Consider the following 26,555-nt stretch of genomic DNA (forward strand, 5'->3'; position numbering starts at 1 on the left):
CATGTACAGCCAAAAAGTCATCTGGCAGGAAGGCATGTTGTTGCGCCCTCAGCATTTCCAGCAAAACGATCGGTACCACGATCAGCAACTCACGCGCCGCACCCAGCTGTTGTGCCGTCACGCCTGGGGCTTCCTGGCCCTGGAAATCGATGTGCAATACCTCAATATGGGCAAGGTCGTTATCAGCCAGGCCAGCGGCATATTGCCGGATGGCAGTCTGTTCGAACTGGGTGGCGCGATGGAGTCGCTGGTGCTGGAGGTTCCGGTAAATACCGGGAAGCAGTCGATCTACCTGGCCTTGCCGCTGGCCACAGGTAACTGTGTTGAAGCCCGTCGACCCGAGCAGATTGATGTGTTGGCGCGCTACAAGACTCTTGCGGTAGACGTCAGCGACTCCAACGCCGGGGAAGAAGCTCGTCGTCAGGTCAATTGCGGGCAGCTGGATTTTCGCCTGTTGCTGGGGGAGCAACACAGCGACCCGCACTACGTGAAGCTCAAGGTTGCCCAGGTGCTCAGTTGCACCGAGGAGGGCGTCAGCCTGGACCCCGATTTTATCCCGAGCTTCATTCACCTGCATGGCTCCGGCTACCTGCTGTCTTGCCTCAAGGAAGTGATCAGCCTGCTCGCTTACCGGGGGGATGCCATCGCCGAGCGGATTCGCGCCAACGGTACCGCCGCCGGCGCGGAGGTTGGCGACTTCCTGATGTTGCAATTGATCAATCGCACCGAACTGGTCTTGCGTCACTACCTGGGCCTGAGCCAGGTCAGCCCTGAAACGCTGTATCGAACATTGCTGTCGATCCTGGGTGAACTCGCGACGTTTGCCAGCGACAGCAAGCGTGCGCACTTCGAGGGGCATTACCGGCACAGCGACCAGGGCGCCAGCTTTCGTGGATTGATGGAGCCGATTCGCAGCCTGCTGTCGATGGTGCTTGAGCAGCATGCCATTGAGCTAGCGCTGCAGCCTCGCCAGTACGGGGTGCTGGTGTGCCCGGTGAGCGATCTCAACCTGCTGGGTTCGGCGACCTTCATTCTGGCCGCCAGCGCCCATTGTGACGCCGAGGAGCTTCGACACCGGCTTCCGGCGCACCTCAAGGTCGGCCCCGTGGAGCGGATTCGCGAGTTGGTCAACCTGCAGTTGGCGGGCATCAAGGTCAAGCCGCTGCCGGTGGCTCCCCGGCAGATACCGTTTCATGCCGCCAACACCTATTTCATGCTTGAACTCGGTGCCCGGGACATTGAGCAGTTGAAGCAGTCGGGAGGATTTGCCTTCCACGTCAGCGGTGAATTTGCCGAACTGGAACTGAAATTCTGGGCCATCAGGAACTGAGACCATGGACAGGGAATACCCGCAGGACGAGAAAACCGTCCTGCTTGATCGACAGGGACGCGGACCGGCGCAGGGACCGATGACCGACTTCGCATCGCCGCCGCGTTTCGAACAACTGGAAGACCGGATGATCTACGCGGCCCGCTTGCAGGGCGCGGAGCATTTCGACATTGGCCTGAACAGTTTGGTGGCGCCTGCCTGGGAGCTGTTGTCCGAGGTGGTCCGCCTCAAGCGCAGTACCGCCGAGGAAAGCCTGCGCGCCCTGAATGAACGACTCTCGGCTGCAGTCACGCTGTTCGAGACGCGGGCCCGGCATGACGGGGCCCAAGGCAGCGAGGTCATGGCGGCGCGGTATGTGCTGTGCAGCGTGATCGACGAGGCAGTGGTCACCACCTCATGGGGCAGCCAGAGCGATTGGTCGAAGATGAGCCTGCTGAGCAGTTTTCACAACGAAACCTTCGGCGGCGAGAAGTTTTTCCAGTTGCTTGAGCGCATGTCGAGGGACCCCTTCAAGCACCTGGCGATGCTGGAGTTGATGTACCTGTGCCTGTCCCTCGGGTTTGAGGGCAAGTACCGGGTCATGGAGCGTGGGTTGTTGCAGCTTGAACAGGTTCGGGACGCGCTGTATCGGCAGATCCGGCATGTGCGGGGTGATACGCCTGCGGCGTGCGCGCCGTCGCCCAGGCCGGAACAGCCGCGCCGGAAACGGCTGAGGGTCGTGTCGCTCACCTGGATTGCAGTGTTTGTCGCCGCCAGCCTGTTGAGCCTGTATGCAGGATTTGCCTGGGTGCTGGGCCAGCAGCGTGAAGCGATGTTGCAACCGTATCAACTCGTGGCGCCGGATATGTTCCGGGCGCCGCTCTAACGCAGGGAGCAACGCATGAACGCATTCTTCAGGAGCGCGGGCGCCGTGCTGGGCAGGGTTTGGGTCTGGAGCCTGCTGCTGGTGCTCGCGGTCGCAATGACCGTGTGGTTCTTCGGGCCACTGCTGGCTGTCGACGACTATCGATTCTGGCAAGCGGCGGCATCGCGCTTGCTGACAATCAGCGGGCTGTTTTTGTTGTGGGGCCTGGCGATGGTGTATGCCAATTGGCGCAGTATGGCCCGGCAATCAACCGTCGATGACGGCGAGCCACGCCCGCGCAAAAGCCAGATTGAAAACGAGCAGCGGCACCTGCGCGGTCGCTTCAAGGACGCTTTGTACACCCTGAAACACTCCCGGATTTATGGTGAACGCAGCCCGCGTTGGCGTAATGCATTGCCCTGGTATTTGCTGATCGGCAAGGAAGGCAGTGGCAAGTCCCGGATGTTGGCCGCCAGTGGCTTGCAGTTGCTCCAGGATCAGGGCGCGTCGGTAGCGACGCAGGGCGGTGCCACGCGGGACTGTGACTGGCATTTCGCCGAGGACGGCGTGTTGCTCGACGTCGCCGGCCGCTACCTTACCCAGCCTGACAGCCAGGTGGATGGCGCGGGTTGGTCGACGCTGCTGGAGCTGCTCAAGGTGCGGCGCCGGACACGCCCGCTCAATGGTGTGGTGGTGGCGCTGTCGACAGACACATTGCTCCATGGCAGCGAGCGTCAGCTGGAGAATGAGGCGCGGGCAGTCCAGAGTCGGTTGCTGGAGATCCGCCGGACGTTGCATGTGGAGGTGCCGGTCTACCTGGTGGTGACCCAGGCCGACCGCCTGCCGGGGTTTGCGGAGTTCTTCGAGCGGCCGTTGGGCGAAGGCAGTGATGCGGTGTTGGGCGAATCTATCGTCCCAGGCAAAGCGGGTATTGGCATTGCCCAGGTACGACAGGCGTTTGAAGCACTGCTGCAGCGCTTGAGCGGTGAGCTTGTGCAGCGCCTGCACCAGGAACGCAACAGTGATCTGCGCGGACGGATGCTCGACTTTCCCCATCAGGCGGCCCGGATTGGCGAGCGCCTGAGCCTCTATATCGACGTTGCTTTTTGCGGCCCGCGTTATCAGCACACCAACGGCTTTCGTGGTTTCTACTTGACCAGCGCCGACGGTGGCCCACAGGCACTTGAACCACGTGCGTACTTTATCCAGGGCTTGTTCAGCCGGGTGATTCTGGCGCAAGCCGACCTGGCGGACCTCGATAGCCAGGAGCGCCTTCGAATCCGCCGGCACCAGGGGGGGCTGGCCCTGGGCGCACTAGTGGTCGTCGTGGCGGCGGGCTTGCTGTGGACCCACAGTTACTCCTCCAATCATCAACGTCTGGAGCAACTGCAGGCGCTGGCACGACAGCCCGCACCCGTGCAGCCTGGGTCAGACGCTACCCAGGCACTCCTGCCGCTGCTGGACAGCCGCCTGGCGGCCACGCGGATTTTCCCCTTGCCGGGCGAAGCCAGGCTGGTTGAGCGGATGGGGTTGTATCAGGGCAGTATGAGCCGTCCGGTGCTGGAGCAGGCCTACGAGCGTGCCTTGGGCCGGCTGTTGCTGTCCCAGGTCAGCGAGATGCTGCAGGAACAGGTTCGCGGCAGCCTGGAAGATCGTGAGCGGCTGCTGGATAACCTCCGGGCGTACCTGATGCTCAACCTGCGGGAGCGGCGGGATGTCGACTGGCTGCGTGAGCGGGTGGCGGGGCATTGGTCTGTACGGTTTGCCGGTGAGCCCTCCGTGCAAAACCGGTTGAATGAACATTTCGCGCGCTTGCTTGAGCAGCCGTTCGTGCAGCCGCTCGATGACGAGCTGGTGGCCCGCGCGCGCCACGTGTTGCGCGGCGAATCGCTGGTTGACGTGGTGTACCGGGTGCTGCGCGAACAAGCTCGCGGCCTTGAACCGTTGCGCCTTGCACACGGGCGGGTGTTTGAGGGGGGCGAGCGTTCCATTCCGGGGTTTTATACCCGCACGTACCAGCGGCATTTTGAAGCGCAGGGCGCGCGGCTGGTGAATACCATCGTCCAGGACAACTGGGTGCTGGGAGAGGGCGCCGACCTGAGCGCCATGGATTTGCAACGGTTGATGGTGGAGCTTGAACAACGCTACTTCAGCGAGTATGCCGATGCCTGGAGTGAGGCGCTTGGGCAGGTTGGCCTGCGTGAAACTGAAAACTCCAGGCAAGGCGCCGAGCAGCTCGCCAGCTTGACGTCGGCCCAGTCGCCGTTGTTGCAGTTGTTGCAGCAGGTTCGTGACCACACGCGCCTGCCGTCGGCCAGTGAGCGCCTCGACGAGCTGGCTGCCAAGCTGCCTGGGCCAGCGGCAGAGCGGTTGCCGACCGCCGCCGGGCTGGTCAATGCCTTGCCCGACAGCGCACGGCGAGCCATGCAGCGCCGCTTCGAGCCCTTGCACCAGTTGCTGGACAGCCAGGAGAACCCGGGGGCCGAGTTGACCGGCGTGTTACAGGCGCTCAACGACTTGCACCTGCAGTTGGCGAGCTTGAATCGCGAAGGCGCGCCGGAGCCGGTCGCGTTCGAGATGGTCAAGCGGCGGATCCAGGGGCAACAGGATGCGCTGAGTAACCTGCGCAACGTGGCCGCGCGTTTGCCGCTGCCGCTGGCGGGCTGGTTCGAAAGCCTGGCCGACGAGCATTGGCGCCGCCTGCTCGACCAGGCCTATCGGCATGTGAACCAGCGTTATCAGAGCGAGGTATATGGTTTCTACAGCAGGGCGATCAAGCTGCGTTTCCCGTTCAATGCCCACGCCAGCAGCGACGTTTCCCTCAACGACTTCCAGGAGTTTTTCAAGCCTGAGGGGATCATGGCGCGATTCTTTGACAGCTATCTGAAGCCTTTCGTCAGCGGTGATTCCGGGCGCTACAGGCTGCGTAGCCTGGATGGGCGCAGCTTGCCGATGTCTCGGGCGTTGCTCGACCAGCAGGCGAAGGTGCAGGTGATCAGGCGCGGTTTTTTTGCGGATGAGCCGGGGGACTTGCAGGTTCGTTTCACGCTCGCACCCTATAGCCTGGACCCGTCGGTGAGTCGCGCGGTCTTGCGTTTGGGTGGCCAGCAGATGGAGTACCGGCACGGGCCGATTGTCCCCATGGCGATGCAATGGCCAGCCGAGGCTGAGAATGGTCGCAGCAGCCTGGTACTGGAGCGTGGCAGCGAGCGGGCGTTGGGGCTCGAAAAAAATACCGGGGCCTGGTCCCTGTTTCGCTTGTTCGACTTGATGCAGAACGAACCCTCCAGCGGGCAGGATGAGCTGATCCTCAAGGCTGACCTGGCAGGCCTGCGCGCCAACTACCTGCTGACCAGCCGACGCACCCCCAATCCATTCCAGATGGCGCAGTGGCGAACCTTTCGCCTGCCGGAGCAGTTGTGAGCCAACCTCGCGACCGCTGGCACAGCGCCGGTCGCACAGACCGTGGAAAGGTCCGTTTACGCAACGAGGATGCCTTTCTCGATTGCCCCGGGACGGGCTGCTGGGCCGTGGCGGACGGGATGGGCGGGCATCAGGCGGGGGATATCGCCAGCCAGCTGGTGGTCGATGGCCTGGCGTCATTGCCCGGCCAGGGCAGCCTGGATGAACGCGTCGAGGCGACCCGTCGTTGCCTGCAATGGCTCAACCGGCGGCTGGGCGATGAATTGACGCTGGCCTCCCATGGCGCCGAGGCCATCATGGGAAGCACGGTCGTGGCGTTGTTGCTTCAGGGCGATCGCGCTGCGTGTGTCTGGGCCGGTGACAGTCGTTGCTATCTGTGGCGCGGGCAGACGCTGTACCAGCTGTCGCGAGACCATTCGCTGTGTGAGCAATTGATTGACCAGCAGGTGAGCCCGGAACAGGCCAGGGCCCATCCAGACGCACGGGCCTTGACCCGGGCCATCGGCTCGCGGGCACCACTGAGCCCGCAGGTCCTGGAACTCGGTACCTTGGCAGGGGATGTGTTTCTGTTGTGCAGCGACGGCCTGTACCAGGCGCTTAGCCACTCTGAGTTGGGCCAGGCCTTGAGCCAGGGAAATCCGCAACGTGTCCTGGACCAGCTGTTTGCAGGTGTCTTGCGCGGCACGGCCGGCGACAACCTGACCGCTGTGGTGGTGCAGTCATGCGCGATCTGACCCACTTTGCCTTTGCCAAGGCCCCGGTAAACCCACCGCGCGACGGAGCCCCCGAGTTGCTGGCCGGGCGATACCTGATCGAGCGCGTGTTGGGCGCAGGCGGCATGGGCGTGGTCTATCGTGCGCGGGACCTGCTGCACGAACAGTTTGGCGAGCCCTGTTCCAGTGTCGCGATCAAGGTGTTGGGCGAAGCCATTCGCGAATCTGCGGATGCCCACGTGTTGCTGTACAACGAGTTTGCCCTGACCCGCAGCCTGCGGCATGAGCAGGTGGTGCGTGTGTATTCATTTGAAGTGGATGCTCCCGGCCAGATCGCATTCTTCACCATGGAACTGCTCCAGGGCATGACCCTGGACCGGTTGCTGCTGGAGTGCCCCGGCGGTTTACCCTGGCAAGCGCTGCAAGGCATCGCCATGCAATTGCTCGACGCGTTGCGCCATAGCCATCAGCAGGGTGTGCTGCACGGGGATGTGAAACCCGCCAATGTCATGGTGGGAGACGGCGGCTTGCGCTTGTTCGATTTCGGTCTGGGCGAGGCTTGCGGACAGGCCCCGGCGGGTTCTCCAGGCTTGAGTCGTAGCCGCTTCAATGCCTGGACGCCCGCGTACGCCGCGCCGGAGTTGCTGGCTGGCGGAGCACTGTCGGCCAGCGCCGACCTGTATGCAGTGGCCTGTGTGTTGTACGAATTGGCACAAGGCCGGCGCCACGCCAGTGACAGGCCGGCCCGGCCCAGGCAACTGCCTCGTCATTGCTGGCCTGTATTGCGTACGGCGTTGACGGCTGACCCTGAACGCAGGGCCGTTACCCTTGATGAATTACGCGCGGTGCTCGCTGATCGCAGGAAGGGCCTGGGCCGCTGGTTCTAGACGGGCAAGTCGTGCAGCTGGCAATACTCGAACCAACTCAGGCCTGCCATTTGCGCCACCTCCTTGTGCACCTCAAGGCGTTGCGCCTCGAACTCCGCCGGGGAATGCGCCGTCAATTTCAGCGTCAGTTCCCAGGCGAACAAGCCCTGTTGCTCGGCTTCTGCCTCGAAGGCTTCATGCAGGCGCTCGGCGCGGTACTGCTCCATGGTTTCCCCTTTGGCCTGGGCCGCCAGGGGGTTCAATGTATTCAGTTCCGCGGCCAGGGCCGGGTGTTCACTCAAGAATCGGTCCAGGGCTAGCTGGTGGTTTTCGCCGGGTTGGGACAAAGGTTTACTCCACGGTAAGAGAGACGGTCAGTGTGGCTTGGACATTAAAAAAGCCGCCATGGCTGCATAGGCGGGCAAGGTCACCCCATCATTGGCGGCGTTGCCGGCCACCGGGTGGGAGGCATAGCGAACAATCACCATTTCAGCCTTGGGGTCGATGTAGATGCTCTGGCCATGCACCCCGCGGGCCATGAAGGCGCCGTCGGGATTGTGGGTTACCCACCACATGTTGCGATAGCTCCAGCCCTTCAATTGAGCGTAGCCGGCCTGGGCGAACGCCTGCTTGTCGCCGCCCTGGCGAATATCCGTCACCACGTTTTCGGGCACGATCTGCTGGCCATTGAAGCGCCCGCCGTTGCGCAGCATCTCGGCAAACCGGGCCAGGTCCCGCAGCCCGGTGTTCAGGCCGCCACCGGCGAAGGGTGTGCCGATGGAGTCGACGGTGAAGTAGGCGTCCTGTTCGGCGCCAAGCCGACTCCAGATGCGTTCGCTGAGCAGTTGCGCGACGTTGCGCCCGGTCGCGCGGGCAATCACCCAGCCGAGTACGTCGGTATTGACGGTCTTGTAGCCGAAGGCACGCCCGTGTTCGCCACGCTGCTTAACCGTTTGCAGGAACTCGTAGTAGCTGCGCGGCCCGGTGTAGTCCTTGGGTTTGGGCAGCGGGTTGCCGGCCTGGGCGTGGGCCCAGACTTCGGCATTGGGGTCGGCATACTCTTCGCTGTAGTCCAGGGCGGTGGTCATGTCCAGCACCTGGCGCAAGGTGGCGCTGCCAAAGGCCGAACGGCCGAGTTCGGGCACGTAGTCGACGATCTTTTTCTGTGGGTCCAGAGTGCCATCGGCCACCAGCATCGCGCCCAGGGTACCGATCACCGATTTGGTGACCGACATGGCCGCGTGTTGCCCATCCTCCTTGAGCACCCCGAAATAACGCTCATAAACCACCGTGCCGCGATGCATCACCACGATGCCATCGGTGTAGGTGGCGTCCAGGGCCTGGCGCCAGGTCAGCGGCTGGGTCGCATCCACTGGCTGCACGGGGATTGCATCGAGTGCCGGGTCGAGTTTGCGTGGCAATGCCAGCGGTGCGCCGAGCCCGCGGGAGACGCTCACCGTGGGCATTAATTGGCGAAAGTTGGCGACACTCCAGCGCATGGCCGGGAAGCGGAAATAGCTGCCGTCTTCAAAGCGTACGGTGCGGTCGGCCGGTGGCGGTGCGCCGACCATCCATTGCAGCCTGGACGGGTCGCTGGCCTGGGCATCGGCGAAGGTCGGGGTGGCGGCGCCGGCCAACGGGCTGGTCAGCCCAAGCAGCGCACAGGCCATGAGGGGAGTGAATCGCAGCATCAGTCGAGTCCGTTCGAGGGGTGCGTCGTTTTTTACGACAACCAGTGCGCCAAAGGATGGGCCAACCCGAGCCAATCGACAAGCAGCAAGCCCCTGCGGTGATTCTGAATAAATGCGCCAGGGGCGGCAAAAGCCTTTCGCTTGCGGTGTCAGGGCGTGTAGCGTTACCCCGTGATAAGGCGACAGCCAGGTGTTATTTTGCGACCCTGGCATCAGGGACCGAGGGACAGGTGATGGCGCAAACGCTGTTCAAGCTTTTCTTCACCCAGCGGCTGGCGGCCCTCGCCAGTACCGAGTCGTTGCGGGCCATACGCGAGGGGCTGTTGTGGATCCTGCCGTGCCTGCTGGTATCGGCCGGTTTCCTGATCCTGTCCGAATGCGCCCGAGTGCTGGGTTTCGACCCTCAGGTGGTGGCCTTCCTGGCGGGGTTGCACAACCAGATCAGCTCGGTAATCCCGCTGCTGGTGGCAGCCTCCATCGGTTACATGCTCGCGATCCAGCACCGCCTGCCGCAACTCCCGGTAGCGTTCCTGTGCCTGGCCCATGTAGTGATCGCCACGTTTGTGCTGCGGGATTTTCCCCGAGCCTCGGCGACCTTCGTGTTGTTCATCGCCATCGCCTCACCGCTGATCAATGTGCCCGCCATCGCCTGGCTGCATCGGCGTCGCTGGACGCGGTTGATCAACGAAGACCTGGTGGGGCACAACCTCAAGGGCACCCTCAATATGGTGGTGCCGGGGGCAATCACGGCGCTCGGGCTGGTGCTCGTGCTGTCGTTGCTGTTGCAGATTCCGCAGGTGGCACAGCTTCAGGGGCCGCAGGTGCTCGATGCACTGGAGACGCCCTATGGCAGCGGCCTGTTTGTGACCCTGATGAATTCGCTGCTGTGGTTTTTCGGGATCCATGGGGTCTACGCCATGCAGCCGTTTTTTGATGTGCTGGACCAGGCGGTCGGACTCAATAATGCGGCGGCGGCCGCGGGCGAGCCGGTCAAATATCTACTGAATGGCGGCTTGCTGGGCAGTTTCGCGTTTATCGGCGGTTCGGGTGGTGCCCTGTGCCTGCTGCTGGCGATCCTGCTGTTTTCCAAAAGCCGGTCCATGCGATTGGTGGCGATGGCGAGCCTGCCGTTGTCGTTGTTCAATGTCAGTGAAGTGCTGTTGTTTGGCTTGCCGATCATTCTTAACCCGAGGCTGTTCATTCCCTTTCTGGTGGTCCCGGCGTTCAACGTGATACTGGCGTTGATGGTGGTGCAGATTGGCTGGGTGTCGCCTGCGGTGGTGAGTGTGCCGTTTACTGCACCGGTGTTGCTCAACGCCTATTTAAGCACCCACGGCGACCTCGCGGCGGTGTTGCTGCAGGTGGTGTTGCTGGGGGTTGGCACGCTGATCTATGCGCCCTATGTGCGCGCGATCAACCGCCAGGCCACGGAGGGCGGTACGGTGTATTTGAAGTCGCTGGACATGACCTTTCGCGGCCTGGAAGAAAAAGGCCGCTTGCTGGAGTTGGACCCGGTGATGGCGTCCCACAAGGCCCAGGCGCGCCAGGTCAGCGAGTTGAGCCATATCCAGCAGATCAGCGACTACGAGTTCTACCTCGAATTCCAGCCGCAGATTTCCACCCGGACCGGGCTATGCACCGGTTGCGAAGCGTTGATGCGGGCCCGGGACGCCGAAGGTACGGTGCATTCACCCTGGGAGTTCCTGCAATGGCTGGCCCATGCCAGGTTGATGCCCGACGTGGATGTGTGGGTGGCATCCCAGGCTGTGCGCCAGTACCAGAAGTGGCAGAAGGTCGGGTTTACCTTGCCGATGACGATCAATATCTCCAGCGCCACGCTGACTACCCCGGCGTATGGTGATCGGCTGGTGGAAATACTGGCCCAGGCCCACGGGCAGGTTTCGGTGGAGATCACTGAGGATGCGCTGGTGGGCGATATCCAGGGCACGCGGCAGATGATCGAGAAGCTCCAGGCGATTGGTGCCAAGGTGTATATCGACGACTTCGGCACCGGATTTTCAGCGCTGAGTTACCTGCACCAGTTCCCCGTAGATTTCATCAAGATCGATCGCAGTTTCGTGGTCGCCCAGCATGATCCAAAGGGCGCCCAGGTGTTGACCGGGATGCTGCGGTTCTGTGAGGCGTTGAACCTCGGGGTGGTGGTGGAGGGCGTGGAAACCGCCGAGCAACTGGCGTTTTTGCAGTCGGGCTCGGAGCTGATCATCCAGGGCTGGTATTTCAGCAAGGCGCTGCCGGGCGATGAACTGGAGCGGTTCGTGCGCGGGCGGTATACCCAGATGCAATCTAACGCTCCAGAACCCCTCTGAAGGTTGCGCTCAACGCCCGCAATGTCTCGCGGGAGCGGCCGTCGCTGATGCGGCTGTGCAGCACGATTTCACTGACGGGCAATGCCGGTAATCCGTACTGTTCGCTGACGTCCACGGCGCCCGCCGGCGCCACTCGCCGGGCCAGCGCCGCCACACCCAGGCCGGCGCTGACTGCCGCACCTACCGCCATTACGCCGCCGCCGACAAACACTTCGGTCCAGTCAATCCGCGCCTCATCCAGCGCGCGCACCGCCAGGTGTCGCACGCCGCAGGGCGAGGCCATTGTTGCCATGCGCAGGGGCGTGCCGGGCGTGTGCTGCCAGCTAGGCGCGGCGAACCAGCCAAAGCGCTCCACCACCAATACCTCACCGTCCTGGCGATCGCCTTCGTTGCGCACGATCACCGCGTCCAGTTCGTTGCGGTCGAACGCCGCCACCAGGTCGCGGGACGAAGCGATCCGCACCTCCAGGATCACCAGCGGGTCATAGGCGGCCAGGCGGCTGAGCCACAGTGGCAGGTCCGGCCCGGCCACGTGGTCGCTGATGCCGATCACCAACCGTCGGGGGGCGCCATTGCCCATGTCACCCAACGCCCGTTCGTGGGCATTGAGCAATGCGCGGGCGGCGACGATGAACTGCTCGCCCTGGGGCGACAGCCGCACATGCCGCGGTGTACGAACCAGCAGGCGATAACCGAGGCGTTCTTCCAGGCGCTTGAGCTTGAGGCTGATGGCTGCCTGCGAGGTGTCCAGTGCCTGGGCCGCGCGGGTGAAGCTGGCGAAATCGGCGACCAGGACAAAGGCGTGCACGGTGTCGATATCCAGCGGCTTGAGTGCGTCGGTCATTTCAGTTCCTTATCACACCTATATCCGGTGATATCTTGCTGAAATCATGGGCGCTGCGCAAGCTGGGCACTCATCTGAACAGGAGCGCCATGATGTTTGCCAAACAGTATTCACACCGCTTGCCAGCCGATTACGACATGGGTGTCATCCGTGAGCGGGCCGCTCGCCTGGGGCCGTTGTGGGATCATGCCGAGGGTTTGCTGTTCAAGGCGTTTATCGCCCAGGAGCGAGGGCAGGGGCCGGGGGTGGGTAACCTGTATTCGTCGGTTTATCTGTGGTCGGATCCTTTGCAGGCTGCGGATTTCTTGCTCGGCGAGCGCTTCCAGAAGGTCCTCGACAGTTTTGGCCAGCCGCACATTGAGTCCTGGTTACCGCTGGACGTGCAGCGAGGTCCGGCGCAAGACGCCTTGAGCCTGTATCGGGAGGAGTGGGCGCTGGCGCCGGGGGCGGACCGCGGGCAAATCCTCGCCGCAGAAAAGGCCCGCAACCAGCAGCTCGCGGACAGCAGCGATAACTTCGCGGTGTTTCTGGCGCTGGATGTGCAGGCGTGGAAGCTGGTGCGAATTACCTTGTCGGCCAAGGCGCTGGATGTGAACCATCCGGGCAATGGCTACGAGGTGTTCTACCTGGCGCGGCCCGGGGTGTGAATGCCGGTAGCCGCCGATTCGTCGGCGGCTACCTGTACCGTCAGGAGTTGAGACGCGCCTGAGGCTGGCTCAGCTTGCGCTCGGCCACGGCGCCGAACACCAGGCCCAGGGTGGTCCACAGCACCAGTTGAATCCCCAGGGAAGCCACGCGGAATTTCCACAGCAACACTGCCGAGAACTGTTCCGGCACTTCGTTGATGGTCGGGAACAAGCTGCCGGCCACCGACACGATCACGATGTACAGCGCCACACCGAGGATCGCGCCTGTCCAAAGGCCACGGCTGGCAATCAGCTTGCGCGCCGCGTTGATCGCAATCACCGCAGCCGCCACCGACACCAGCAGCATCAGGAAGAACAGCTTGGTGCGTTGCGCGATGGTGGCCGGGTCGCCCACCGATGGCGGGTTGGCCGGATACTTCAGCCCCGGCACCACGATGATCGTCACAAACGCCGCCAATGCCAGCAGCGCTGCCAAGCCACGGGGGCCGACCTTGCCGATGCGGCCCAGGGAGTAGGCGAACACCAGGGCGAAAATGCCACCCAGGGAGACGCTGTACACCACCACGCCGGTGAACAGGCCGAAGGTACTTTGTACTTCGCGGCTAACCAGTTCTTCTTCCGGCGCGTCGCCGTGCATCTGTGCCATCTGATCTTCGAAGGCGATGGCCTTGTCGATCTGCGGCTCACCAAAAGTCTTGGCGAAGCCGAAGGCCAGGATGCCGGCGAGCAGGCCCACCAGCATCCCGCGAACGAGTAAATGTCCTGTCATGTCGTCACGCTCCAATCAATGGCAGGGGAAACCCAGCAGGTGGCGACCGTCATGCACAAACTCATGCACGTACATGCCTTTGAACACGGCCGTCGCGCCTTGCTCGGCGCCGACGAAGTAAATCGCGAGCAACAGCAGCAGGCCGCCGAAGATCGCCCAGGGCAGGATTTCGCCCAGGGGAATGGACGGTATTGAAACGTCGGAGCCAGTTGCAGCGGTATAAGCCATGAGAACCTCCAGGGATGACGCGTCCCGAAATGGATAGCGAGTTGGCTGAAACAGGGTCTGGCTTACGGCTAAAAGGCCGAATACAGTGGCGCGACCGCGCCGGCATTGAACCGGCTTCCTGTTGCAGAATAGTTGAAACATGTTGAAACAACTTCGCAAGTCTACGCTGACTGCACCTTAAAACCAGAGCGATTTGTCATGCAGGCCACCCGTTTGACCCTTGTTGCCCACGCCAGCACCCGTGCCCAGAAACAGGCACGCTTTGCGCTGGATGAGTCGGTGGGGATGGACTGGCAGCAGGCGGCGCTTTCCCAGGGGCAACGCTTCAAGCGTGCACCCCGGGTGCTGTGCGGCCCGGAGGCGCGGACCCGGCAGACGGCGGCGCTGTTTGCCGACGATGCTTTGGTTGAAACAGCCCTGCGCGATTGTGATTTTGGCCGCTGGCAAGGGTTGGCGATCGAGGAGGTTCAGCAGGCCGAACCCGAAGCGCTTCAGGCCTGGTTGACCGACAGCACCTCGGCGCCCCACGGCGGCGAGTCGGTAGTGCAACTGTGTGAGCGGATAGGGCAGTGGTTGCAGTCCCTCGAGCAATCCCCGGGGCATGTCGTGGCGGTGACGCATCCATTTGTGATCCGCGCAGCGCTGCTGCATGTCATGCAATGCCCACCCGCCATGTTCAACCTGATCGACGTGGAACCGCTGTCATCCACCGAGTTGCGCTTCAATGGGCGTTGGCGCCTGCGCCTGGAAACTCACGCCTGACGTCCCGAACATGGCAAAATCCGTTCCCCGCACCGAGACCACCCATGAAGACTTTCCCATGAAACGCATCCTGATCATCGGCATTGGCGCCGGCAACCCTGACTACATCACGATGCAGGCGGTCAAGGCGCTCAACCGCACCGACGTGTTTTTCCTGATGGACAAGGGCCAGAGCAAGGACAAGCTGATCGACCTGCGCCGGGAAATCTGCGAGACCTACATCACCGATCACGCCTACCGCTTTGTCGAGGCCGATTGCCCCGAGCGGGTGCGCGGTGATATCGACTACACCACCGCCGTGAAGGACCTGAACCGCGACAAGCAGCAGACCTTCGAACGGATGATCAATGAAGAAATGGCCGACGGCGAAGTGGGCGCATTCCTGGCCTGGGGCGACCCCGCACTGTACGACAGCACCATTCGTATCCTGCAGGCGATCCTCGCCAGCGGCAGCTGCGAATTCGAATTTGAAGTGATCCCCGGGATCACTAGCGTCCAGGCGTTGGCGGCGCAGCACAAAGTGCCGCTGAACCGCATCGGTCGCTCCATCGAAATCACCACCGGGCGCCGGTTGGCGGCGGGGCAGGCGAGTGATGCCGACACCCTGGTTGTCATGCTCGATGCCGAAGATTCCTACCGCACCGTGGCCGATCAGGACCTGGATATCTACTGGGGCGCCTACCTGGGCACACCGGATGAAATCCTGATCAGCGGCAAAGTGGCCGAGGTTGCCGAAGAGATTGAACGTGTGCGCAAGGCGGCGCGCCAGGCCAATGGCTGGATCATGGATACCTATTTGTTGCGCAAACCCTAGAGGTTGATGCTCATGCTCAAACTGATTGCCCTGACGGTGGCGCTGTTTACCGGCGCCGCACAGGCCGAAGACGTATTGCACACCGACCTGCCGCTGCCTTACCTGGAGCAGACCCAAAGCGATGCCCGCAACGAGCCGCTGGTGATCTTCCTGCACGGTTATGGCAGTGACGAGGCCGACCTGTTCGGGCTCAAGGACCGCTTGCCGTCGACCTGGACCTACCTGTCTGCACGGGCACCGATGCCGGTGGAGGGCGGTGGTTATCGCTGGTTTCGCAAGAAGCCGGGCGATGGCGATTTTGATGGCGAGACCGCCGACCTGCAGAGCAGCGCCAAGCTGATCGAGGCCTTCGTCGCCCAGGCCACCACCAAGTACCACACCCAACCTGAGCGGGTGTTTCTGGTGGGGTTCAGCCAGGGTGCGATCATGTCGTACGAAGTCGGGTTAAGACATCCCGAAACCCTGCGCGGGATTGCGGCGTTGAGCGGCAGCCTGCTGCCGGTACTCAAGGCCGAACTCAAGCCGGATGCGCCACTGGGCAAGCTGGCGATTTTCATCGGTCACGGGACGCTGGACCAGGCGCTGCCGTACTACTCGGCAACGCGGGCCAACGAGGTATTGCAGGGGATTGGCCTCACGCCGGAATTCCACGGCTACCCGGGGATGATTCATACCGTCGGTGAGGCGGAGTTGCTGGACTTGAAGCAGTGGCTGGAAAAGAGCCTGCGTTGAATCCTGCGATGTGAACGCGATCAAAAATGTGGGAGCGGGCTTGCTCGCGAAGACGGTGTTGCAGTCAGCACATGTATTAACTGACCCACCGCATTCGCGAGCAAGCCCGCTCCCACATTGGATTTTCACTGCCAGATAAAACCGGTTATTTACCGCCGATAATCTGCTTCACCAACAGTGCATGACCGGCTTCATCATCCGCCCGGGAAATGGCCTGCACCACCAATTGGTGGCTGCCGGAGCCCGTCAGGAAGGTGGAACTCAGTGTCTTGCCACCGCCCATGGTCGCGGTGCTGTCGACCTGGCGCAGGGCCAGGCCTTTCACGGTGAGTTTCTTCTCGGCGCCTTTCTTGAAGTCCGGCAGGGCGGCGCTTTGTTCCTTGACGAAATCCGCCACGGCACCGTCGAGGAACTGCGGGTCGTTGTCCTTGATCAGGCCGGCGACACTCGGTTTTTCGACGACGAAGATCACGCTTTTGGTGGCCTGGTCACTGTACATCGTGCCGCTGGCGCCTGCGGTGCCGTGCTCGGCATCACCGGCCGGCAGTGGGTCGGCCAGGTAGGACTTGGGCAGGTTGAAGCTGAACTTGCCATCCAGGGTGGAGATGGTCTGGGTGGCGGTCTTCTGCGCCGCTGGCTTGCTGGCGGCGAGGACTTGGCTGGCGCCGAAGCCGGCGGCCAGCGCGAGGGCCAAGAGGGCTGCGGTCTTGCTGAGGGTGGCCATGAAGCTCTCCAGGGATGAACGAAATTGCGCCGTATTCTGTCAGAAAACTCGCAAGATCGTTCATCTCCATCCCTACACCTTGTCGGACTCTTCCTCGATCCGGTCCATCTCAAACAGCCGTGCCAGTTCCGTCCGGGCTTCCTGGGCAGACTGCATCACCTTGGCCGCGTCGTCATACACGGCGTGTTGGGCCGCCAGCAATTGCAGGTCATGGTTTTTGAAGCGGCTGATGCGCGCGTCGGCCTGGGCCTGGGTCAAGCCAAGGCCCACCAGGGTGCGGCGGCTCATTTCCAGGCTGGAGTAAAACGTCTCGCGCACCGGTGACGCGTCGAGGTCCACCAGGCGGTGCACATGCTGGCGGTTACGGGCGCGGGCGATGATCTTCATGTGCGGGTAGAGGCTGCGCACCAGCTCGGCGGTCTTGATGTTGATCTCGGGGTCGTCCATGGCGATCACGAAAAACTCGGCCTGGTCGACTTTCGCTGCGTGAAGGATTTCCGGGCGCTGCGGGTCGCCGTAGAACACCGGCATGCCGCCGAAACTGCGGGTCAGTTCGATGGTTTCCACCGAGGTGTCGAGGGCAATGAACGAGATGTTCTGTGCCCGCAGGATCCGCGCCACGATCTGCCCCATGCGGCCCATCCCGGCGATCACCACCCGTGGCGCATCGCTTTCGATGGCACGGTATTCCTCGGGCACTTCCACCGGCTTGGCCTTGGGCTTGAACAGCTTCGGGCAGAGCAACAGCAGCAATGGCGTCACGGCCATGGACAGGGTGATGGTCAACACCAGGATGTCGTAGAGGTGCGGCTCGAACAGGCCTTGGTCGCGGCCGATCTTGAACACCACGAATGCGAACTCACCACCGGCTGCCAGCACCACGCCCAGGCGCAGCGCGCTTTCAGGGTTCAGGCCGCCTGCCAGGCGACCCACGCAAAACAGCAGCGGCAACTTGATGGCGATCAGCAGCAGGGTCAGCCCCAGCACGATCACCGGCGCGCTGAACAGCAGGCTGATATTGGCGCCCATGCCCACGCTGATAAAAAACAGACCCAGCAGCAGGCCCTTGAACGGTTCGATCTGCGATTCCAGCTCATGCCGGTATTCGGAGTCTGCCAGCAGCAACCCGGCGAGGAAGGCGCCGAGGGCCATGGACACGCCCACCAGCTCCATCAGCCATGCGGTGCCGATCACCACCAGCAACGCGGTGGCGGTGGAGACCTCCCGCAGGCCGGTCTTGGCGACGATGCGAAACACCGGCCGCAACAGATAGCGCCCGCCGATGATCACCACGGCGATGCTGCCCAGTACTTCCAGGCCGTGTCGCAGGCCCTGGGAGGTGGTGGCGGGATGATCGCTGCCCGCGAGCAGCGGCACCATGGCGATCAACGGGATGGCGGCGATGTCCTGGAACAACAGAATCGCAAAGGCCAGTCGCCCGTGGGGCTGGTTGAGTTCCTTGCGCTCGGCGAGGCTTTGCAGGCCAAACGCGGTGGAGGAGAGCGCCAGGCCAAGGCCCAGCACAATCGCGCTGTTCCATGATTGGCCAAACACGAACAGCGCGACCACGCCGATCACGGTGCCCGTCAGCAACACCTGCGCCAGGCCTACACCGAACACTGCCTTGCGCATCACCCACAGACGCTTCGGTGACAACTCCAGGCCAATGATGAACAGCAGCAATACCACCCCAAGTTCGGAAAACTGGCTGACGCTTTGCGGGTTGCCCACCAGGCCCAGCACCGATGGGCCGATGATCACTCCGGCCAGCAAGTAACCCAGCACGGCACCCAGTTGCAGGCGCTTGGCCAGGGGCACGGTCAGGACGGCAGCGAGCAGGAATACAACGGCCGCTTGTAACAGGTTGCCTTCATGGGGCATTGGGAACTCCGGGATCGTTTTGCTGAATCAACAGGTTTTACTGTAGGAGCGAGCTTGCTTTGCAGGTCCCAAGGCCTTCGCCTCCGGGTTCATTGGATGTCGTCCGGTTCTTTCGCGGCACTCTCCAAACTATTAATACCATTTATTTCAATGAGTTTTATGCACGTGGCGGTCGGGATCATCCGTGGTGCCGGCGCTATGGTCGTGTCTTCAGCCGCGCGAAAGGGTGGTTTTTTATGGGCTGAGCATTGTGCGGGAATAATCTACAAACACTTTTCCGGGACAGACGGAAGCCTGTACACGCCAGGAACTCCTACAGTTATGCTCTTGAGTTTATATTCCATGGATGGCATATTTGCATGAGTTGGGACGTTGAATACACGGACGAGTTTGGAATCTGGTGGGGCGGTCTGGATGCAAAGGAGCAATCCTCAGTATCGGCCAGTGTGGATTTACTGGGCCTTCTGGGGCCAGGCCTTGGCTTCCCCCACAGCAGTGACATCAAGGGCTCCAGGCATGGCTGCCTGCGAGAGTTGCGGGTGCAACATGCCGGGCGGCCTTACCGCGTCCTGTATGCATTTGATCCGCGCCGGTGTGCCTTGTTGCTGATTGGCGGGGATAAAACCGGTCGAGGCCGGTGGTATGACGAATACGTCCCGCTGGCTGAGAAGTTGTATGACGAACATTTGGAAACACTGCTTAAAGAGGGCCGTCACCATGGCTAAAAAATTCAGTGAGCTGCAGGCTCGCATGACACCGCAAGCCCGGGCCGATGCAGAGCGCATCTTCCAGCAACACCTGAAAGAAATGCCCCTGCATGAACTGCGCAAGGCGCAACAGATGAGCCAGGATACGCTGGCCAAGGCGCTGAATATCAATCAGGCGGCAGTGTCCAAAATGGAACGGCGCACCGACATGTATATCAGCACGCTGCGTAACTACATTCGCGCCATGGGAGGAGAACTGGAGATTGTCGCTACGTTTCCTGATGGCCAGGTAAAGATCGAGAACTTTGCCCACTGAGTCATCCGCTCCGTCAAAAGCCCGGCCATGCGCCGGGCTTTTTTGTTCGCTGAATGCCTGTCGTCATTGTGCAGCTTAATGGACAATACTCGCTATTCTCGCCCTATCGGACATCAACGTGAACCAACTCCTCGCCATGCGTGCCTTCGTCCGTGTCGTCGAAACCGGCTCCTTCAGCCGCGCATCCGACCAATTGGCACTGCCGCGTTCCACCGTCAGTAAACTCATCACGGACCTGGAGAAGCACCTTGGCGTCAAGTTGATGCATCGCACCACCCGTGCGCTGGCGGCGACGCCGGAGGGGTTGGAGTACTACAGCCACGCGCTGTGCCTGGTGGCGGAACTCGATGAACTGGACAATGCCCTGCGCGGGCAGAAGCTCAAGCCCGGCGGCCACCTGAAAGTGGATGCGCCGGCGTCCTTTGCCAATTGCCTGCTGATCCCGGCGCTGGTGGATTTTCATCGTGAGTACCCTGAGATCACCATCGCCCTGGGCATCAGCGACCGCGCCGTGAATATCGTGGGGGAGGGTGTGGATTGCGTGCTGCGCGCTGGCAAGCTCGATGACATGGCAATGATCGCCCGCAAGGTTGTCGACCTCGAGTACGTCACTTGCGCGGCCCCCGGCTACCTGGAGCGCATGGGTACGCCCGTGTCTCCCGAGGACCTCGAGAAGAACCACCTCAAGGCGGGGTATTTCTTTGCCGGGTCGGGTAAGCCGGAGCCGTTGATTTTCGAGAAGGGCGCGACTCGGTATGAGGTAGGCAACTGCGCGTTTTCCACCAACGAAGGCAACGGCCTCAAGGAAATGCTGCTCGCCGGCCTGGGCGTCGGGCAGCATTTCAAGACCATCGTTGACTACTACGTAGAGGCAGGCCAGTTAGTCCCGGTACTCGAAGACTGGACCCGGCCCGCCACGCCCTTGCACATCATCTATCCACCCAATCGCCATCAGAACGCCCGGCTGAAGGTGTTTATCGACTGGGTGATCGAGCGGTTCGGCGTCAGGCAATAATCGCTGTCACGCGGATTTCAATGCGCATTGCCGGCAGCCCCAGGGCTTCTACTCCCAGCTCAGTCCAGATGGGGGCGTGATTGGGCATGTAATGGCGGTACCACTTGACCATCTGCTCGTTCACCTCCGGCGGGAAACCTCCCACGTGGTAGGAATTGACGTGTACCACATGCTCCCAGCCGGCGCCGGCTGCCGCCAGGGTGCGTTCGAGGTTTTGAAAGGCCAGGGCGATCTCGTCGGTGAGGGATTCGGGAATCTGGAACTCGTCATCCCAGCCGCCCTGGCCCGAGGTTTCGACGCGGTTGCCGATTTTTACCGCCTGGGTGTAATGCAGGGTCTCGCGTGCAATGTCGCCGTAACCGGGTGTGATGAAAAACTCGGGCTTGCTCATGGTGTTCCTCGGTTTCAGTGGTTGACCCGACAAAGGTTAATGGACTGAATCTGCGAACAAAATCCGCGTTTCTTGTCATCACTGTGCAGGGATGTGGATAGTCCGAGTATCAGTTTTTCACATTCCCGTAGCCCGCCCTTTGTTACTATCGCCCTCCGTCGTCGCCAGGAGTCACCGTCACATGCAACACCAGTGGGATGAAATGCACCGCACCCGCAAGCCCACGTTTGTGTTGTGTGGCGAGCCCCAGGGGGATGTGCTCAATCTCTACGTGCATGGTTATTCGGCGTTCTTCAACCAGCAACAACTGGGTAGTTTCTCCCGGCAACTGGCAACCATCGAAGGCTCCACCAACCTGATGCTGTTCTGGCCGGCAGGGCATTTCCTGGAAAACCTGTTTGCGCCGTTCAAGGATGTGATTACCTCGATGTTGGGTGGCGGTAGCCTGGGTGCCGCAACCATCGGGGTGGGCAAGGCGATTGCCTATTTCCTCGACCACTACAAAAGCGTCGAGGCGCGGGTGGATGAGGTCGCCAAAAGCCTGCTGCCCGAATTGGCCAACTACCTCCATGGCGAGTCGATCAAGGTCCGGCAGATCAACCTGATCGGCCACTCCCTGGGCGCGCGGATCCTGGTCAAGAGCCTGCTGGCCAGCCCTGAGGTGGCCCGTGAGTTGCCGCTGAACAACCTGCTGCTGATGGGCGGTGCGATTTGTACCTCCAGCCCCTGGGACCTGGTCTCGGCGCCGCTCAGGGGGCGAGTGATCAACTGCCACTCGAGCAAGGATTGGGCGCTGGCGCTCAAGCCGGACACCGAGCGCTGCATCGGTCGTTATGCGATCCCGCTGACACCGGCGCTCAAGGCCAAGGTCGCCAACGTGCACCTGGCCACGTTCGACCACGCCGCGTATTGGCCGCAACTGAAGACGGTGGTGCAGTACACCGACCTGCTGCAGGAACGCCGGGGCATGATCCGCGCCGATCAGCGCAGCAGCGAAGTGCGCTTTGCGGAAGAGGATGTCGAGCTGTTCCCGCTGCTGGTGCAGGCGCGGCCGGAGGAGTTGCAGTTTTTCGCCGAGCTGATGGCGCAAAAGCGCAGTGCCTCTATCGACGCCACCGTGCGCGAGCCCTTGAAGCTGGCCATCGAGTTGCAGCGCATGGGCGGCGACACCTTTATGAACCTGGCCCGTGGTCATGGCGTGAGCTATCGCGAAATCGCCCAGGACGTGGCGCAGCGGGTGGGTATCAAGTTTGATCAACCGATCGAGAAAGTGGCCCTTGCTGATCTGGAACTGCAGGTTGCCGAGCGGCTGATCGAGCAATACAAGGACAAGCTCAGCCAGGCTGATCGCCAAGTGTTCGAGGCAGAGTTGAAGGCCGCGGCACAAAAGGAACAGGGTTTTTTCAATCGTTTCGATGTCGGGCGCTCAGCCACCACTGCCCTCAGCGGGACCGCGCTGGCCGGGTTGACCGGGTTTATCCTGCGCCGGGGCGCGGCCACGGCCATTCCGGTGGTGGGGCAGGCGCTCGCGGCGGCGATGCTGCTGGTGACCGGCGTGCGGGCGTTTTCCGGCCCCGCGTATTCCATCACCACCCTGGCGGTGCTGGTGATCGGGGTGATTCGCGAGCGCCTGGAGCGTGAAGCACTGAACCAGGAGATGGATCTGGTGGTCCAGGTGGTAGAGGCATTTGATCTGCCCCGGGAGACGGTGATGCGTACCGTTGCGTCTGACTGATAAGCTGCGTTCACGTCTTGTGTGAAAGCCTGGTACCCCGCGTGAAATTCAGCCTGCCCAAAATCGCTACCGCCCCGTTCTGCCCGCCGGAAGTCGCCGGCTCCATCGTCGTTGATCCCCGTGCCTCGTTTTTCAAACGTGCGCTGATGTTTGCCGGCCCTGGCTTGCTGATCTCCATCGGCTACATGGACCCGGGCAACTGGGCAACGGCCATCGAGGCCGGTTCGCGCTACGGCTACAACCTGTTGTTCGTGGTGCTGCTGGCGAGCCTGGCGGGGATGGCGGTGCAGTGCCTGTGCTCACGGCTGGGCATCGCCACCGGCAAGGACCTGGCGCAACTGAGCCGCGAGCGCTACAGCCGGCGCTCGTCGTTCGTGCAGTGGATCCTTGCGGAAATCTCGATCATCGCCACCGACCTCGCCGAAGTCCTCGGCTGCGCCCTGGCGTTTCACCTGTTGCTGGGCGTGTCACTGACCACCGGGATTGTCATCACTGCCTTCGATACCTTGCTGATCCTGGCCCTGCAAAATCGAGGTTTCCGCCGGCTGGAAGCGATCATGCTGGCACTGGTGGCGACCATCGGCGTGTGTTTCTTCATCGAGCTGGTGCTGATCAAGCCTTACTGGCCCGACGTGTTTCGTGGTTTCACCCCGTCGTTGTCCGCCATCAGTGATGCCGCACCGTTGTACCTGGCCATTGGCATACTGGGGGCCACGGTGATGCCCCATAACCTCTACCTGCACAGCTCCATTGTGCAAACCCGGCTGGTCGGCAAGGACCTGGCCAGCCGCCAGGACGCGGTGAAACTGGCGCGTATCGATACCATCGGTTCCCTGTCCCTGGCACTGCTGGTCAACGCGGCAATCCTGATACTGGCCGCCGCCGCGTTCCACCAGACCGGCCACACTGATGTGGTGGAAATCCAGGACGCCTATCACTTGCTCGACCCGCTGGTGGGTGGCGCGTTCGCCAGCGTGCTGTTCGGTGTTGCGCTGTTGGCTTCGGGCCAGAGCTCCACGTTCACCGGCACCATTGCCGGGCAAGTGATCATGGAAGGCTACCTCAACCTGCGCATTCCCTGCTGGCAGCGACGCCTGATCACCCGTGGCCTGGCGCTGATCCCGGCGTTCCTCGGGGTGTGGCTGATGGGGGATGATGCCATCGGCAAGCTGCTGATCCTCAGCCAGGTGGTGTTGAGCCTGCAGTTGCCGTTTGCGTTGTTTCCGCTGATCCGCATGACGGGTGACAAGCGCCTGATGGGGCCGTTCGTCAACAGCTTGCCTACGCGGCTGCTGGCCTGGAGCTTGTTTGTGGTGATCAGCGGGGCGAATGCCTGGCTGATCGGGCAGTGGTTGTTTTGAGCGAAGTGAATTAAGTCAAAACGGCCAATGATGTGTATTTCGCCACCATCGGGTCGGCTGTCACTAACTTCATCGGCTCAATGATAGCCGTTGCAATGATGAGCCGATCAAACGGGTCCCTGTGATGGTGTTCAAGGTCCTTGACCGCGATGGCGTGCTCCGAGGTGATGGGCAGTTCCACGTAGCCGCTTTCCAGGCAGTATTCGCGAATTTCGTCCAGGTTTACGTTGAGCTTCCCGAGCCCGACCTTTATCGCCAGCTCCCAGAATGTGGCGGCACTGACGTAAATTTCAGCCGCGTTCTCGATCAGCTTTCTGGCCTTCGCTGGCAGTTTTGGATCATCGCTCAGGGCCCAAAGCAGGATGTGGGTATCCAGCAGTATTCTCATGGGTGGTTTCCCTCAAACGCATCCAGCATGTCGTCTGGCAATGGCGCATCGAAGTCATCCGGCACCACCAGTTTGCCCTTCATCGCGCCGATTCGCCGGCCTGTCGGTTTCCCGACAGGAACAAGGCGAGCCATCGCGCGCCCATGCTTGGCTATGGTGATGATTTGGCCGGCGGCGGCATCATCGACCAGTTTTGATAAATTATTTTTTGCTTCACCCAACGGTACGGTAATCATTTGGTCTTCTCGAGGTTTTGGCCAAATATAGCCAAAATTTCGTAAGCAGGCAAAGATCAACCGACTGCTGGCGGAGGGTGATTTTTGCGGGGACGATTGCAGGTTTCCGAACGGGTAATGACTGGCATCCATGACGTCTCTCCTGAAGGAATTCCTCGAAGTCTGCCCGAGTGCAAGCGGTTTTTGACCCGTGTTGTGGAAAATCAGAGCGGACTTACTTGAAGGGGGATTTTTCCCGACAGTGCGGGCCGAATAGTTTCCCACAGTTGCTCAACGGTCCCAGTAAGGCACTGCCCCAAAACACTCGACGAAGTAATCAATCACGGTCCGCACCTTCAACGACAGCCGCCGGCTACCCGGCCACAGCGCAGCAATCTGTTGCGGCTCCAGGGTCGTCGCCACTTCATAGTCGCTGAGCACCGCCTGCAGCGTGCCGGCGCGCAGGCCTTCACCGATCAACCATGACGGGAACACCACCAGCCCCAGGCCTTGTTCGGCAGCGTGGGTCAGGGTGTCGGCGTGGTTGCCGGTGATCGGGCCCTTGACGCTGTAGGACGTCCAGTCGCCCTGGTCGCGGCGGAAGAACCAGCGCTGCTGGCCGGTGACGCCCTTGTAGGCCAGGCACTGGTGGTTCACCAGTTCGTCCGGATGCCGGGGCGTACCGAAACGCTCCAGATAGCCGGGGCTGGCAGCGAGACGAAAGCGCTGGGGGGCGAAGATTCGCGCCTGCATGCCGGAATCGTTCAGCACGCCGATGCGAAACAGCAGGTCTGTGCCGTCTTGCAACGGGTCAACGTAGGTGTCGGTTTGCTGGATATCCAGTTGCAGCTTCGGGTAACGCCGACACAGCTCCCCAAGCCACGGCGAGAGGTGGCGTTGGCCAAACACCATCGGCGCATTGATGCGCACCAGGCCGCTGGGTTCGCTTTCCTGCTCCTGCAACGCCTGGCCGGCGGCTTCCAGTTGCTCCAGCATCAATCGCGCATGCCGGCCCAGCAGGCGACCGGCTTCGGTAGGGCTGACCGCACGGGTATGGCGGTACAGCAACTGTTGGCCCAGGGCCTGCTCCATCAACTGGATCTGCCGGGAAATGGAGGAGGGCGCCAGGCCTTCGCGGCGTGCGACTTCGGAAAAGCTGCCGTAGTCCAGTACCGCGACAAACAGGCGAAGCGCCTTGAAGCTCAGTTCGTTCAAACCCTGCATCATCACTCCATGTTGTGCGTATTGCGCAAAGGTGTTGTCGGCATGCTCCCATTTATCGCACAGCAGTGCCACCGGATAATACGCGCCATTGTTCCTCTCTCTAACGCGCAGGTGATGTATGCAGGCTTCTTCAATGGCGGGTGTGGCTCAGGCCCGGCCCAAGACGTTTCTTCGATTGCTGTTGCTGCCGCTGGTAATTTTCGCGGGCATGGGTTTGTCGGTGGAGGCCGGGTTGCTGGGCCCGCTGGGTGTGCAGGTCGGGCATTTGTGGGCGACCTTGAGCATTTTCGGCGTCGGCTCGGCGATCCTGTTCCTGCTGTTGCTGTTCAGCGGCCCGCAAAAGGGTCCGGCGTTGACCGACCTGCCGCGCTGGCAATTGATTGGTGGCTTCCTGGGGCCGATGTACGTGGTGGTGCTGACCCTGGCGACCCCGCATATCGGGATCGCGATGACCATGATTGCGATCTTGTCGGGCCAGGTGGGCAAGAGCGTGCTGATCGACCACTTCGGCTGGTTTGGCACTGCCCGCAAGCGGGTCAACGTGGAGCGCTGGATTGCATTGGCGTTGATTGTGGTGGCACTTGTTCTGATTGCGCGAGGTTAAGGGG

General features: G+C 61.8%; 27 protein-coding genes and 1 riboswitch. Of the genes, 16 read left to right on the plus strand and 11 right to left on the minus strand.

What is annotated here, in order from left to right:
• Window position 1: 1 nt before the first annotated feature.
• Genes tssK through HX839_RS00340 form a run of 5 tightly spaced genes read left to right on the plus strand, consistent with a single transcriptional unit; the run spans window position 2 to window position 7,197 of the window.
• Complete coding sequence (gene tssK / locus HX839_RS00320; RefSeq protein WP_134326852.1) at window positions 2-1,330, plus strand: type VI secretion system baseplate subunit TssK; 1,329 nt, start codon at window positions 2-4, stop codon at window positions 1,328-1,330.
• A gap of 4 nt (window positions 1,331-1,334) precedes the next feature.
• Window positions 1,335-2,195 (plus strand): type IVB secretion system protein IcmH/DotU, encoded by an 861-nt coding sequence (gene icmH, locus HX839_RS00325; protein WP_177008249.1) that lies wholly within the window; start codon window positions 1,335-1,337, stop codon window positions 2,193-2,195.
• Between the two features lie 15 nt (window positions 2,196-2,210).
• Entirely contained in the window at window positions 2,211-5,597 is a 3,387-nt protein-coding gene (gene tssM, locus HX839_RS00330) for a type VI secretion system membrane subunit TssM (RefSeq protein ID WP_177066580.1), read from the plus strand.
• Window positions 5,594-6,331: a PP2C family serine/threonine-protein phosphatase gene (locus HX839_RS00335; RefSeq protein ID WP_134326849.1), complete on the plus strand. Its 738-nt coding sequence runs from the start codon at window positions 5,594-5,596 to the stop codon at window positions 6,329-6,331. The genes tssM and HX839_RS00335 overlap by 4 nt, the downstream gene beginning before the upstream one ends.
• Entirely contained in the window at window positions 6,319-7,197 is an 879-nt protein-coding gene (locus HX839_RS00340; protein ID WP_177008247.1) for a serine/threonine-protein kinase, read from the plus strand. Before HX839_RS00335 ends, HX839_RS00340 begins: the two co-directional genes overlap by 13 nt.
• Here HX839_RS00340 and HX839_RS00345 read toward each other — a convergent pair.
• Window positions 7,194-7,523: a DUF6388 family protein gene (locus HX839_RS00345; protein WP_087694170.1), complete on the minus strand. Its 330-nt coding sequence runs from the start codon at window positions 7,521-7,523 to the stop codon at window positions 7,194-7,196. The genes HX839_RS00340 and HX839_RS00345 overlap by 4 nt on opposite strands.
• Window positions 7,524-7,550: 27 nt before the next feature.
• On the minus strand, window positions 7,551-8,846 hold the full coding sequence (locus HX839_RS00350) for a serine hydrolase domain-containing protein (protein ID WP_371315615.1): 1,296 nt from the start codon (window positions 8,844-8,846) through the stop codon (window positions 7,551-7,553).
• A gap of 254 nt (window positions 8,847-9,100) precedes the next feature.
• On the opposite strand from HX839_RS00350, the gene HX839_RS00355 reads away from it, so the two are divergent.
• Window positions 9,101-11,194 (plus strand): EAL domain-containing protein, encoded by a 2,094-nt coding sequence (locus HX839_RS00355; RefSeq protein ID WP_177066582.1) that lies wholly within the window; start codon window positions 9,101-9,103, stop codon window positions 11,192-11,194.
• Here HX839_RS00355 and HX839_RS00360 read toward each other — a convergent pair.
• Window positions 11,172-12,038: a LysR family transcriptional regulator gene (locus HX839_RS00360; RefSeq protein ID WP_177066583.1), complete on the minus strand. Its 867-nt coding sequence runs from the start codon at window positions 12,036-12,038 to the stop codon at window positions 11,172-11,174. The genes HX839_RS00355 and HX839_RS00360 overlap by 23 nt on opposite strands.
• Window positions 12,039-12,130: 92 nt before the next feature.
• Between HX839_RS00360 and HX839_RS00365 the strand changes: the two genes are divergently transcribed.
• On the plus strand, window positions 12,131-12,685 hold the full coding sequence (locus HX839_RS00365; RefSeq protein WP_087694166.1) for a DUF4865 family protein: 555 nt from the start codon (window positions 12,131-12,133) through the stop codon (window positions 12,683-12,685).
• A gap of 40 nt (window positions 12,686-12,725) precedes the next feature.
• Here the strand turns inward: HX839_RS00365 and HX839_RS00370 are convergent, their stop codons facing one another.
• Entirely contained in the window at window positions 12,726-13,454 is a 729-nt protein-coding gene (locus tag HX839_RS00370; protein WP_087694165.1) for a CbtA family protein, read from the minus strand.
• Window positions 13,455-13,469: 15 nt separating this feature from the next.
• Window positions 13,470-13,682, minus strand: coding sequence for a CbtB domain-containing protein (locus HX839_RS00375; RefSeq protein WP_003208073.1), 213 nt, complete (start codon window positions 13,680-13,682; stop codon window positions 13,470-13,472).
• A 31-nt stretch (window positions 13,683-13,713) separates the two neighbouring features.
• A riboswitch (cobalamin riboswitch) is annotated at window positions 13,714-13,853 on the minus strand.
• 27 nt (window positions 13,854-13,880) lie between these two features.
• Between HX839_RS00375 and HX839_RS00380 the strand changes: the two genes are divergently transcribed.
• From HX839_RS00380 to HX839_RS00390, 3 genes are read left to right on the plus strand one after another with little or no spacing between them, the layout of a single operon-like run.
• Window positions 13,881-14,444: a histidine phosphatase family protein gene (locus HX839_RS00380; protein ID WP_177066584.1), complete on the plus strand. Its 564-nt coding sequence runs from the start codon at window positions 13,881-13,883 to the stop codon at window positions 14,442-14,444.
• A 58-nt stretch (window positions 14,445-14,502) separates the two neighbouring features.
• The gene (gene cobF, locus HX839_RS00385) at window positions 14,503-15,258 is read left to right on the plus strand and encodes a precorrin-6A synthase (deacetylating) (RefSeq protein WP_003208076.1); all 756 of its coding nucleotides are present in this window, start codon (window positions 14,503-14,505) and stop codon (window positions 15,256-15,258) included.
• Window positions 15,259-15,270: 12 nt separating this feature from the next.
• Window positions 15,271-15,990, plus strand: a complete 720-nt coding sequence (locus HX839_RS00390; protein WP_003208077.1) for an alpha/beta hydrolase — start codon at window positions 15,271-15,273, stop codon at window positions 15,988-15,990.
• 145 nt (window positions 15,991-16,135) lie between these two features.
• Here the strand turns inward: HX839_RS00390 and HX839_RS00395 are convergent, their stop codons facing one another.
• Window positions 16,136-16,714: a hypothetical protein gene (locus HX839_RS00395; protein ID WP_003208079.1), complete on the minus strand. Its 579-nt coding sequence runs from the start codon at window positions 16,712-16,714 to the stop codon at window positions 16,136-16,138.
• 72 nt (window positions 16,715-16,786) lie between these two features.
• Window positions 16,787-18,595, minus strand: coding sequence for a monovalent cation:proton antiporter-2 (CPA2) family protein (locus HX839_RS00400; protein ID WP_008437055.1), 1,809 nt, complete (start codon window positions 18,593-18,595; stop codon window positions 16,787-16,789).
• A gap of 359 nt (window positions 18,596-18,954) precedes the next feature.
• Here HX839_RS00400 and HX839_RS00405 point away from each other — a divergent pair, with 359 nt between their 5' ends.
• The 3 genes from HX839_RS00405 to HX839_RS00415 all read left to right on the plus strand — a co-directional run bounded on the left by HX839_RS00405 (window position 18,955) and on the right by HX839_RS00415 (window position 20,633).
• The gene (locus HX839_RS00405) at window positions 18,955-19,320 is read left to right on the plus strand and encodes a type II toxin-antitoxin system RelE/ParE family toxin (protein WP_003208083.1); all 366 of its coding nucleotides are present in this window, start codon (window positions 18,955-18,957) and stop codon (window positions 19,318-19,320) included.
• Window positions 19,313-19,618: an XRE family transcriptional regulator gene (locus HX839_RS00410; protein WP_003208085.1), complete on the plus strand. Its 306-nt coding sequence runs from the start codon at window positions 19,313-19,315 to the stop codon at window positions 19,616-19,618. The genes HX839_RS00405 and HX839_RS00410 overlap by 8 nt, the downstream gene beginning before the upstream one ends.
• A 118-nt stretch (window positions 19,619-19,736) precedes the next feature.
• Window positions 19,737-20,633, plus strand: a complete 897-nt coding sequence (locus HX839_RS00415) for a LysR family transcriptional regulator (protein ID WP_256579771.1) — start codon at window positions 19,737-19,739, stop codon at window positions 20,631-20,633.
• On the opposite strand, the gene HX839_RS00420 is transcribed toward HX839_RS00415, so the two are convergent.
• Window positions 20,623-21,024, minus strand: coding sequence for a RidA family protein (locus HX839_RS00420; RefSeq protein ID WP_003208087.1), 402 nt, complete (start codon window positions 21,022-21,024; stop codon window positions 20,623-20,625). The two genes, HX839_RS00415 and HX839_RS00420, sit on opposite strands and share 11 nt — an antisense overlap.
• A 181-nt stretch (window positions 21,025-21,205) precedes the next feature.
• Here HX839_RS00420 and HX839_RS00425 point away from each other — a divergent pair, with 181 nt between their 5' ends.
• Window positions 21,206-22,759 carry a DUF726 domain-containing protein gene (locus HX839_RS00425; RefSeq protein WP_177066585.1) on the plus strand — a complete coding sequence of 518 codons (1,554 nt, stop codon included), beginning with the start codon at window positions 21,206-21,208 and terminating at the stop codon, window positions 22,757-22,759.
• Between the two features lie 41 nt (window positions 22,760-22,800).
• Window positions 22,801-24,120 (plus strand): Nramp family divalent metal transporter, encoded by a 1,320-nt coding sequence (locus HX839_RS00430; RefSeq protein ID WP_087694160.1) that lies wholly within the window; start codon window positions 22,801-22,803, stop codon window positions 24,118-24,120.
• 10 nt (window positions 24,121-24,130) lie between these two features.
• Here HX839_RS00430 and HX839_RS00435 read toward each other — a convergent pair whose 3' ends face one another.
• The 3 genes from HX839_RS00435 to HX839_RS00445 form a co-directional block, all read right to left on the minus strand.
• Window positions 24,131-24,508 carry a type II toxin-antitoxin system VapC family toxin gene (locus tag HX839_RS00435; RefSeq protein WP_003208092.1) on the minus strand — a complete coding sequence of 126 codons (378 nt, stop codon included), beginning with the start codon at window positions 24,506-24,508 and terminating at the stop codon, window positions 24,131-24,133.
• Window positions 24,505-24,876, minus strand: a complete 372-nt coding sequence (locus tag HX839_RS31495) for a type II toxin-antitoxin system Phd/YefM family antitoxin (RefSeq protein ID WP_003208094.1) — start codon at window positions 24,874-24,876, stop codon at window positions 24,505-24,507. The genes HX839_RS00435 and HX839_RS31495 overlap by 4 nt, the downstream gene beginning before the upstream one ends.
• Before the next feature lie 138 nt (window positions 24,877-25,014).
• Window positions 25,015-25,947 carry a LysR family transcriptional regulator gene (locus HX839_RS00445; protein ID WP_102604793.1) on the minus strand — a complete coding sequence of 311 codons (933 nt, stop codon included), beginning with the start codon at window positions 25,945-25,947 and terminating at the stop codon, window positions 25,015-25,017.
• 118 nt (window positions 25,948-26,065) lie between these two features.
• Between HX839_RS00445 and HX839_RS00450 the strand changes: the two genes are divergently transcribed.
• A complete protein-coding gene (locus HX839_RS00450; RefSeq protein ID WP_026078275.1) occupies window positions 26,066-26,551 on the plus strand; it encodes a DMT family transporter in 486 nt (161 codons plus the stop codon).
• Window positions 26,552-26,555 lie beyond the last annotated feature (4 nt).

Origin of the sequence: Pseudomonas sp. I8001 (genome assembly GCF_013385345.1) — a bacterium.
Classification (GTDB): Bacteria; Pseudomonadota; Gammaproteobacteria; order Pseudomonadales; family Pseudomonadaceae; genus Aquipseudomonas.

What these genes read in the sequence shown, in the direction of transcription:
- HX839_RS00370 (WP_087694165.1), bottom strand. Translation starts at nt 13,454, where the DNA reads ATGACAGGACATTTACTCGTTCGCGGGATGCTGGTGGGCCTGCTCGCC.
- tssM (WP_177066580.1), top strand. Translation starts at nt 2,211, where the DNA reads ATGAACGCATTCTTCAGGAGCGCGGGCGCCGTGCTGGGCAGGGTTTGG.
- tssK (WP_134326852.1), top strand. Translation starts at nt 2, where the DNA reads ATGTACAGCCAAAAAGTCATCTGGCAGGAAGGCATGTTGTTGCGCCCT.
- HX839_RS00350 (WP_371315615.1), bottom strand. Translation starts at nt 8,846, where the DNA reads ATGGCCTGTGCGCTGCTTGGGCTGACCAGCCCGTTGGCCGGCGCCGCC.
- icmH (WP_177008249.1), top strand. Translation starts at nt 1,335, where the DNA reads ATGGACAGGGAATACCCGCAGGACGAGAAAACCGTCCTGCTTGATCGA.
- HX839_RS00355 (WP_177066582.1), top strand. Translation starts at nt 9,101, where the DNA reads ATGGCGCAAACGCTGTTCAAGCTTTTCTTCACCCAGCGGCTGGCGGCC.
- HX839_RS00445 (WP_102604793.1), bottom strand. Translation starts at nt 25,947, where the DNA reads ATGCAGGGTTTGAACGAACTGAGCTTCAAGGCGCTTCGCCTGTTTGTC.
- HX839_RS00450 (WP_026078275.1), top strand. Translation starts at nt 26,066, where the DNA reads ATGCAGGCTTCTTCAATGGCGGGTGTGGCTCAGGCCCGGCCCAAGACG.
- HX839_RS00420 (WP_003208087.1), bottom strand. Translation starts at nt 21,024, where the DNA reads ATGAGCAAGCCCGAGTTTTTCATCACACCCGGTTACGGCGACATTGCA.
- HX839_RS00380 (WP_177066584.1), top strand. Translation starts at nt 13,881, where the DNA reads ATGCAGGCCACCCGTTTGACCCTTGTTGCCCACGCCAGCACCCGTGCC.
- HX839_RS31495 (WP_003208094.1), bottom strand. Translation starts at nt 24,876, where the DNA reads ATGGATGCCAGTCATTACCCGTTCGGAAACCTGCAATCGTCCCCGCAA.
- HX839_RS00395 (WP_003208079.1), bottom strand. Translation starts at nt 16,714, where the DNA reads ATGGCCACCCTCAGCAAGACCGCAGCCCTCTTGGCCCTCGCGCTGGCC.
- HX839_RS00405 (WP_003208083.1), top strand. Translation starts at nt 18,955, where the DNA reads ATGAGTTGGGACGTTGAATACACGGACGAGTTTGGAATCTGGTGGGGC.
- HX839_RS00435 (WP_003208092.1), bottom strand. Translation starts at nt 24,508, where the DNA reads ATGAGAATACTGCTGGATACCCACATCCTGCTTTGGGCCCTGAGCGAT.
- HX839_RS00400 (WP_008437055.1), bottom strand. Translation starts at nt 18,595, where the DNA reads ATGCCCCATGAAGGCAACCTGTTACAAGCGGCCGTTGTATTCCTGCTC.
- HX839_RS00375 (WP_003208073.1), bottom strand. Translation starts at nt 13,682, where the DNA reads ATGGCTTATACCGCTGCAACTGGCTCCGACGTTTCAATACCGTCCATT.
- HX839_RS00340 (WP_177008247.1), top strand. Translation starts at nt 6,319, where the DNA reads ATGCGCGATCTGACCCACTTTGCCTTTGCCAAGGCCCCGGTAAACCCA.
- HX839_RS00365 (WP_087694166.1), top strand. Translation starts at nt 12,131, where the DNA reads ATGTTTGCCAAACAGTATTCACACCGCTTGCCAGCCGATTACGACATG.
- HX839_RS00390 (WP_003208077.1), top strand. Translation starts at nt 15,271, where the DNA reads ATGCTCAAACTGATTGCCCTGACGGTGGCGCTGTTTACCGGCGCCGCA.
- cobF (WP_003208076.1), top strand. Translation starts at nt 14,503, where the DNA reads ATGAAACGCATCCTGATCATCGGCATTGGCGCCGGCAACCCTGACTAC.
- HX839_RS00360 (WP_177066583.1), bottom strand. Translation starts at nt 12,038, where the DNA reads ATGACCGACGCACTCAAGCCGCTGGATATCGACACCGTGCACGCCTTT.
- HX839_RS00410 (WP_003208085.1), top strand. Translation starts at nt 19,313, where the DNA reads ATGGCTAAAAAATTCAGTGAGCTGCAGGCTCGCATGACACCGCAAGCC.
- HX839_RS00425 (WP_177066585.1), top strand. Translation starts at nt 21,206, where the DNA reads ATGCAACACCAGTGGGATGAAATGCACCGCACCCGCAAGCCCACGTTT.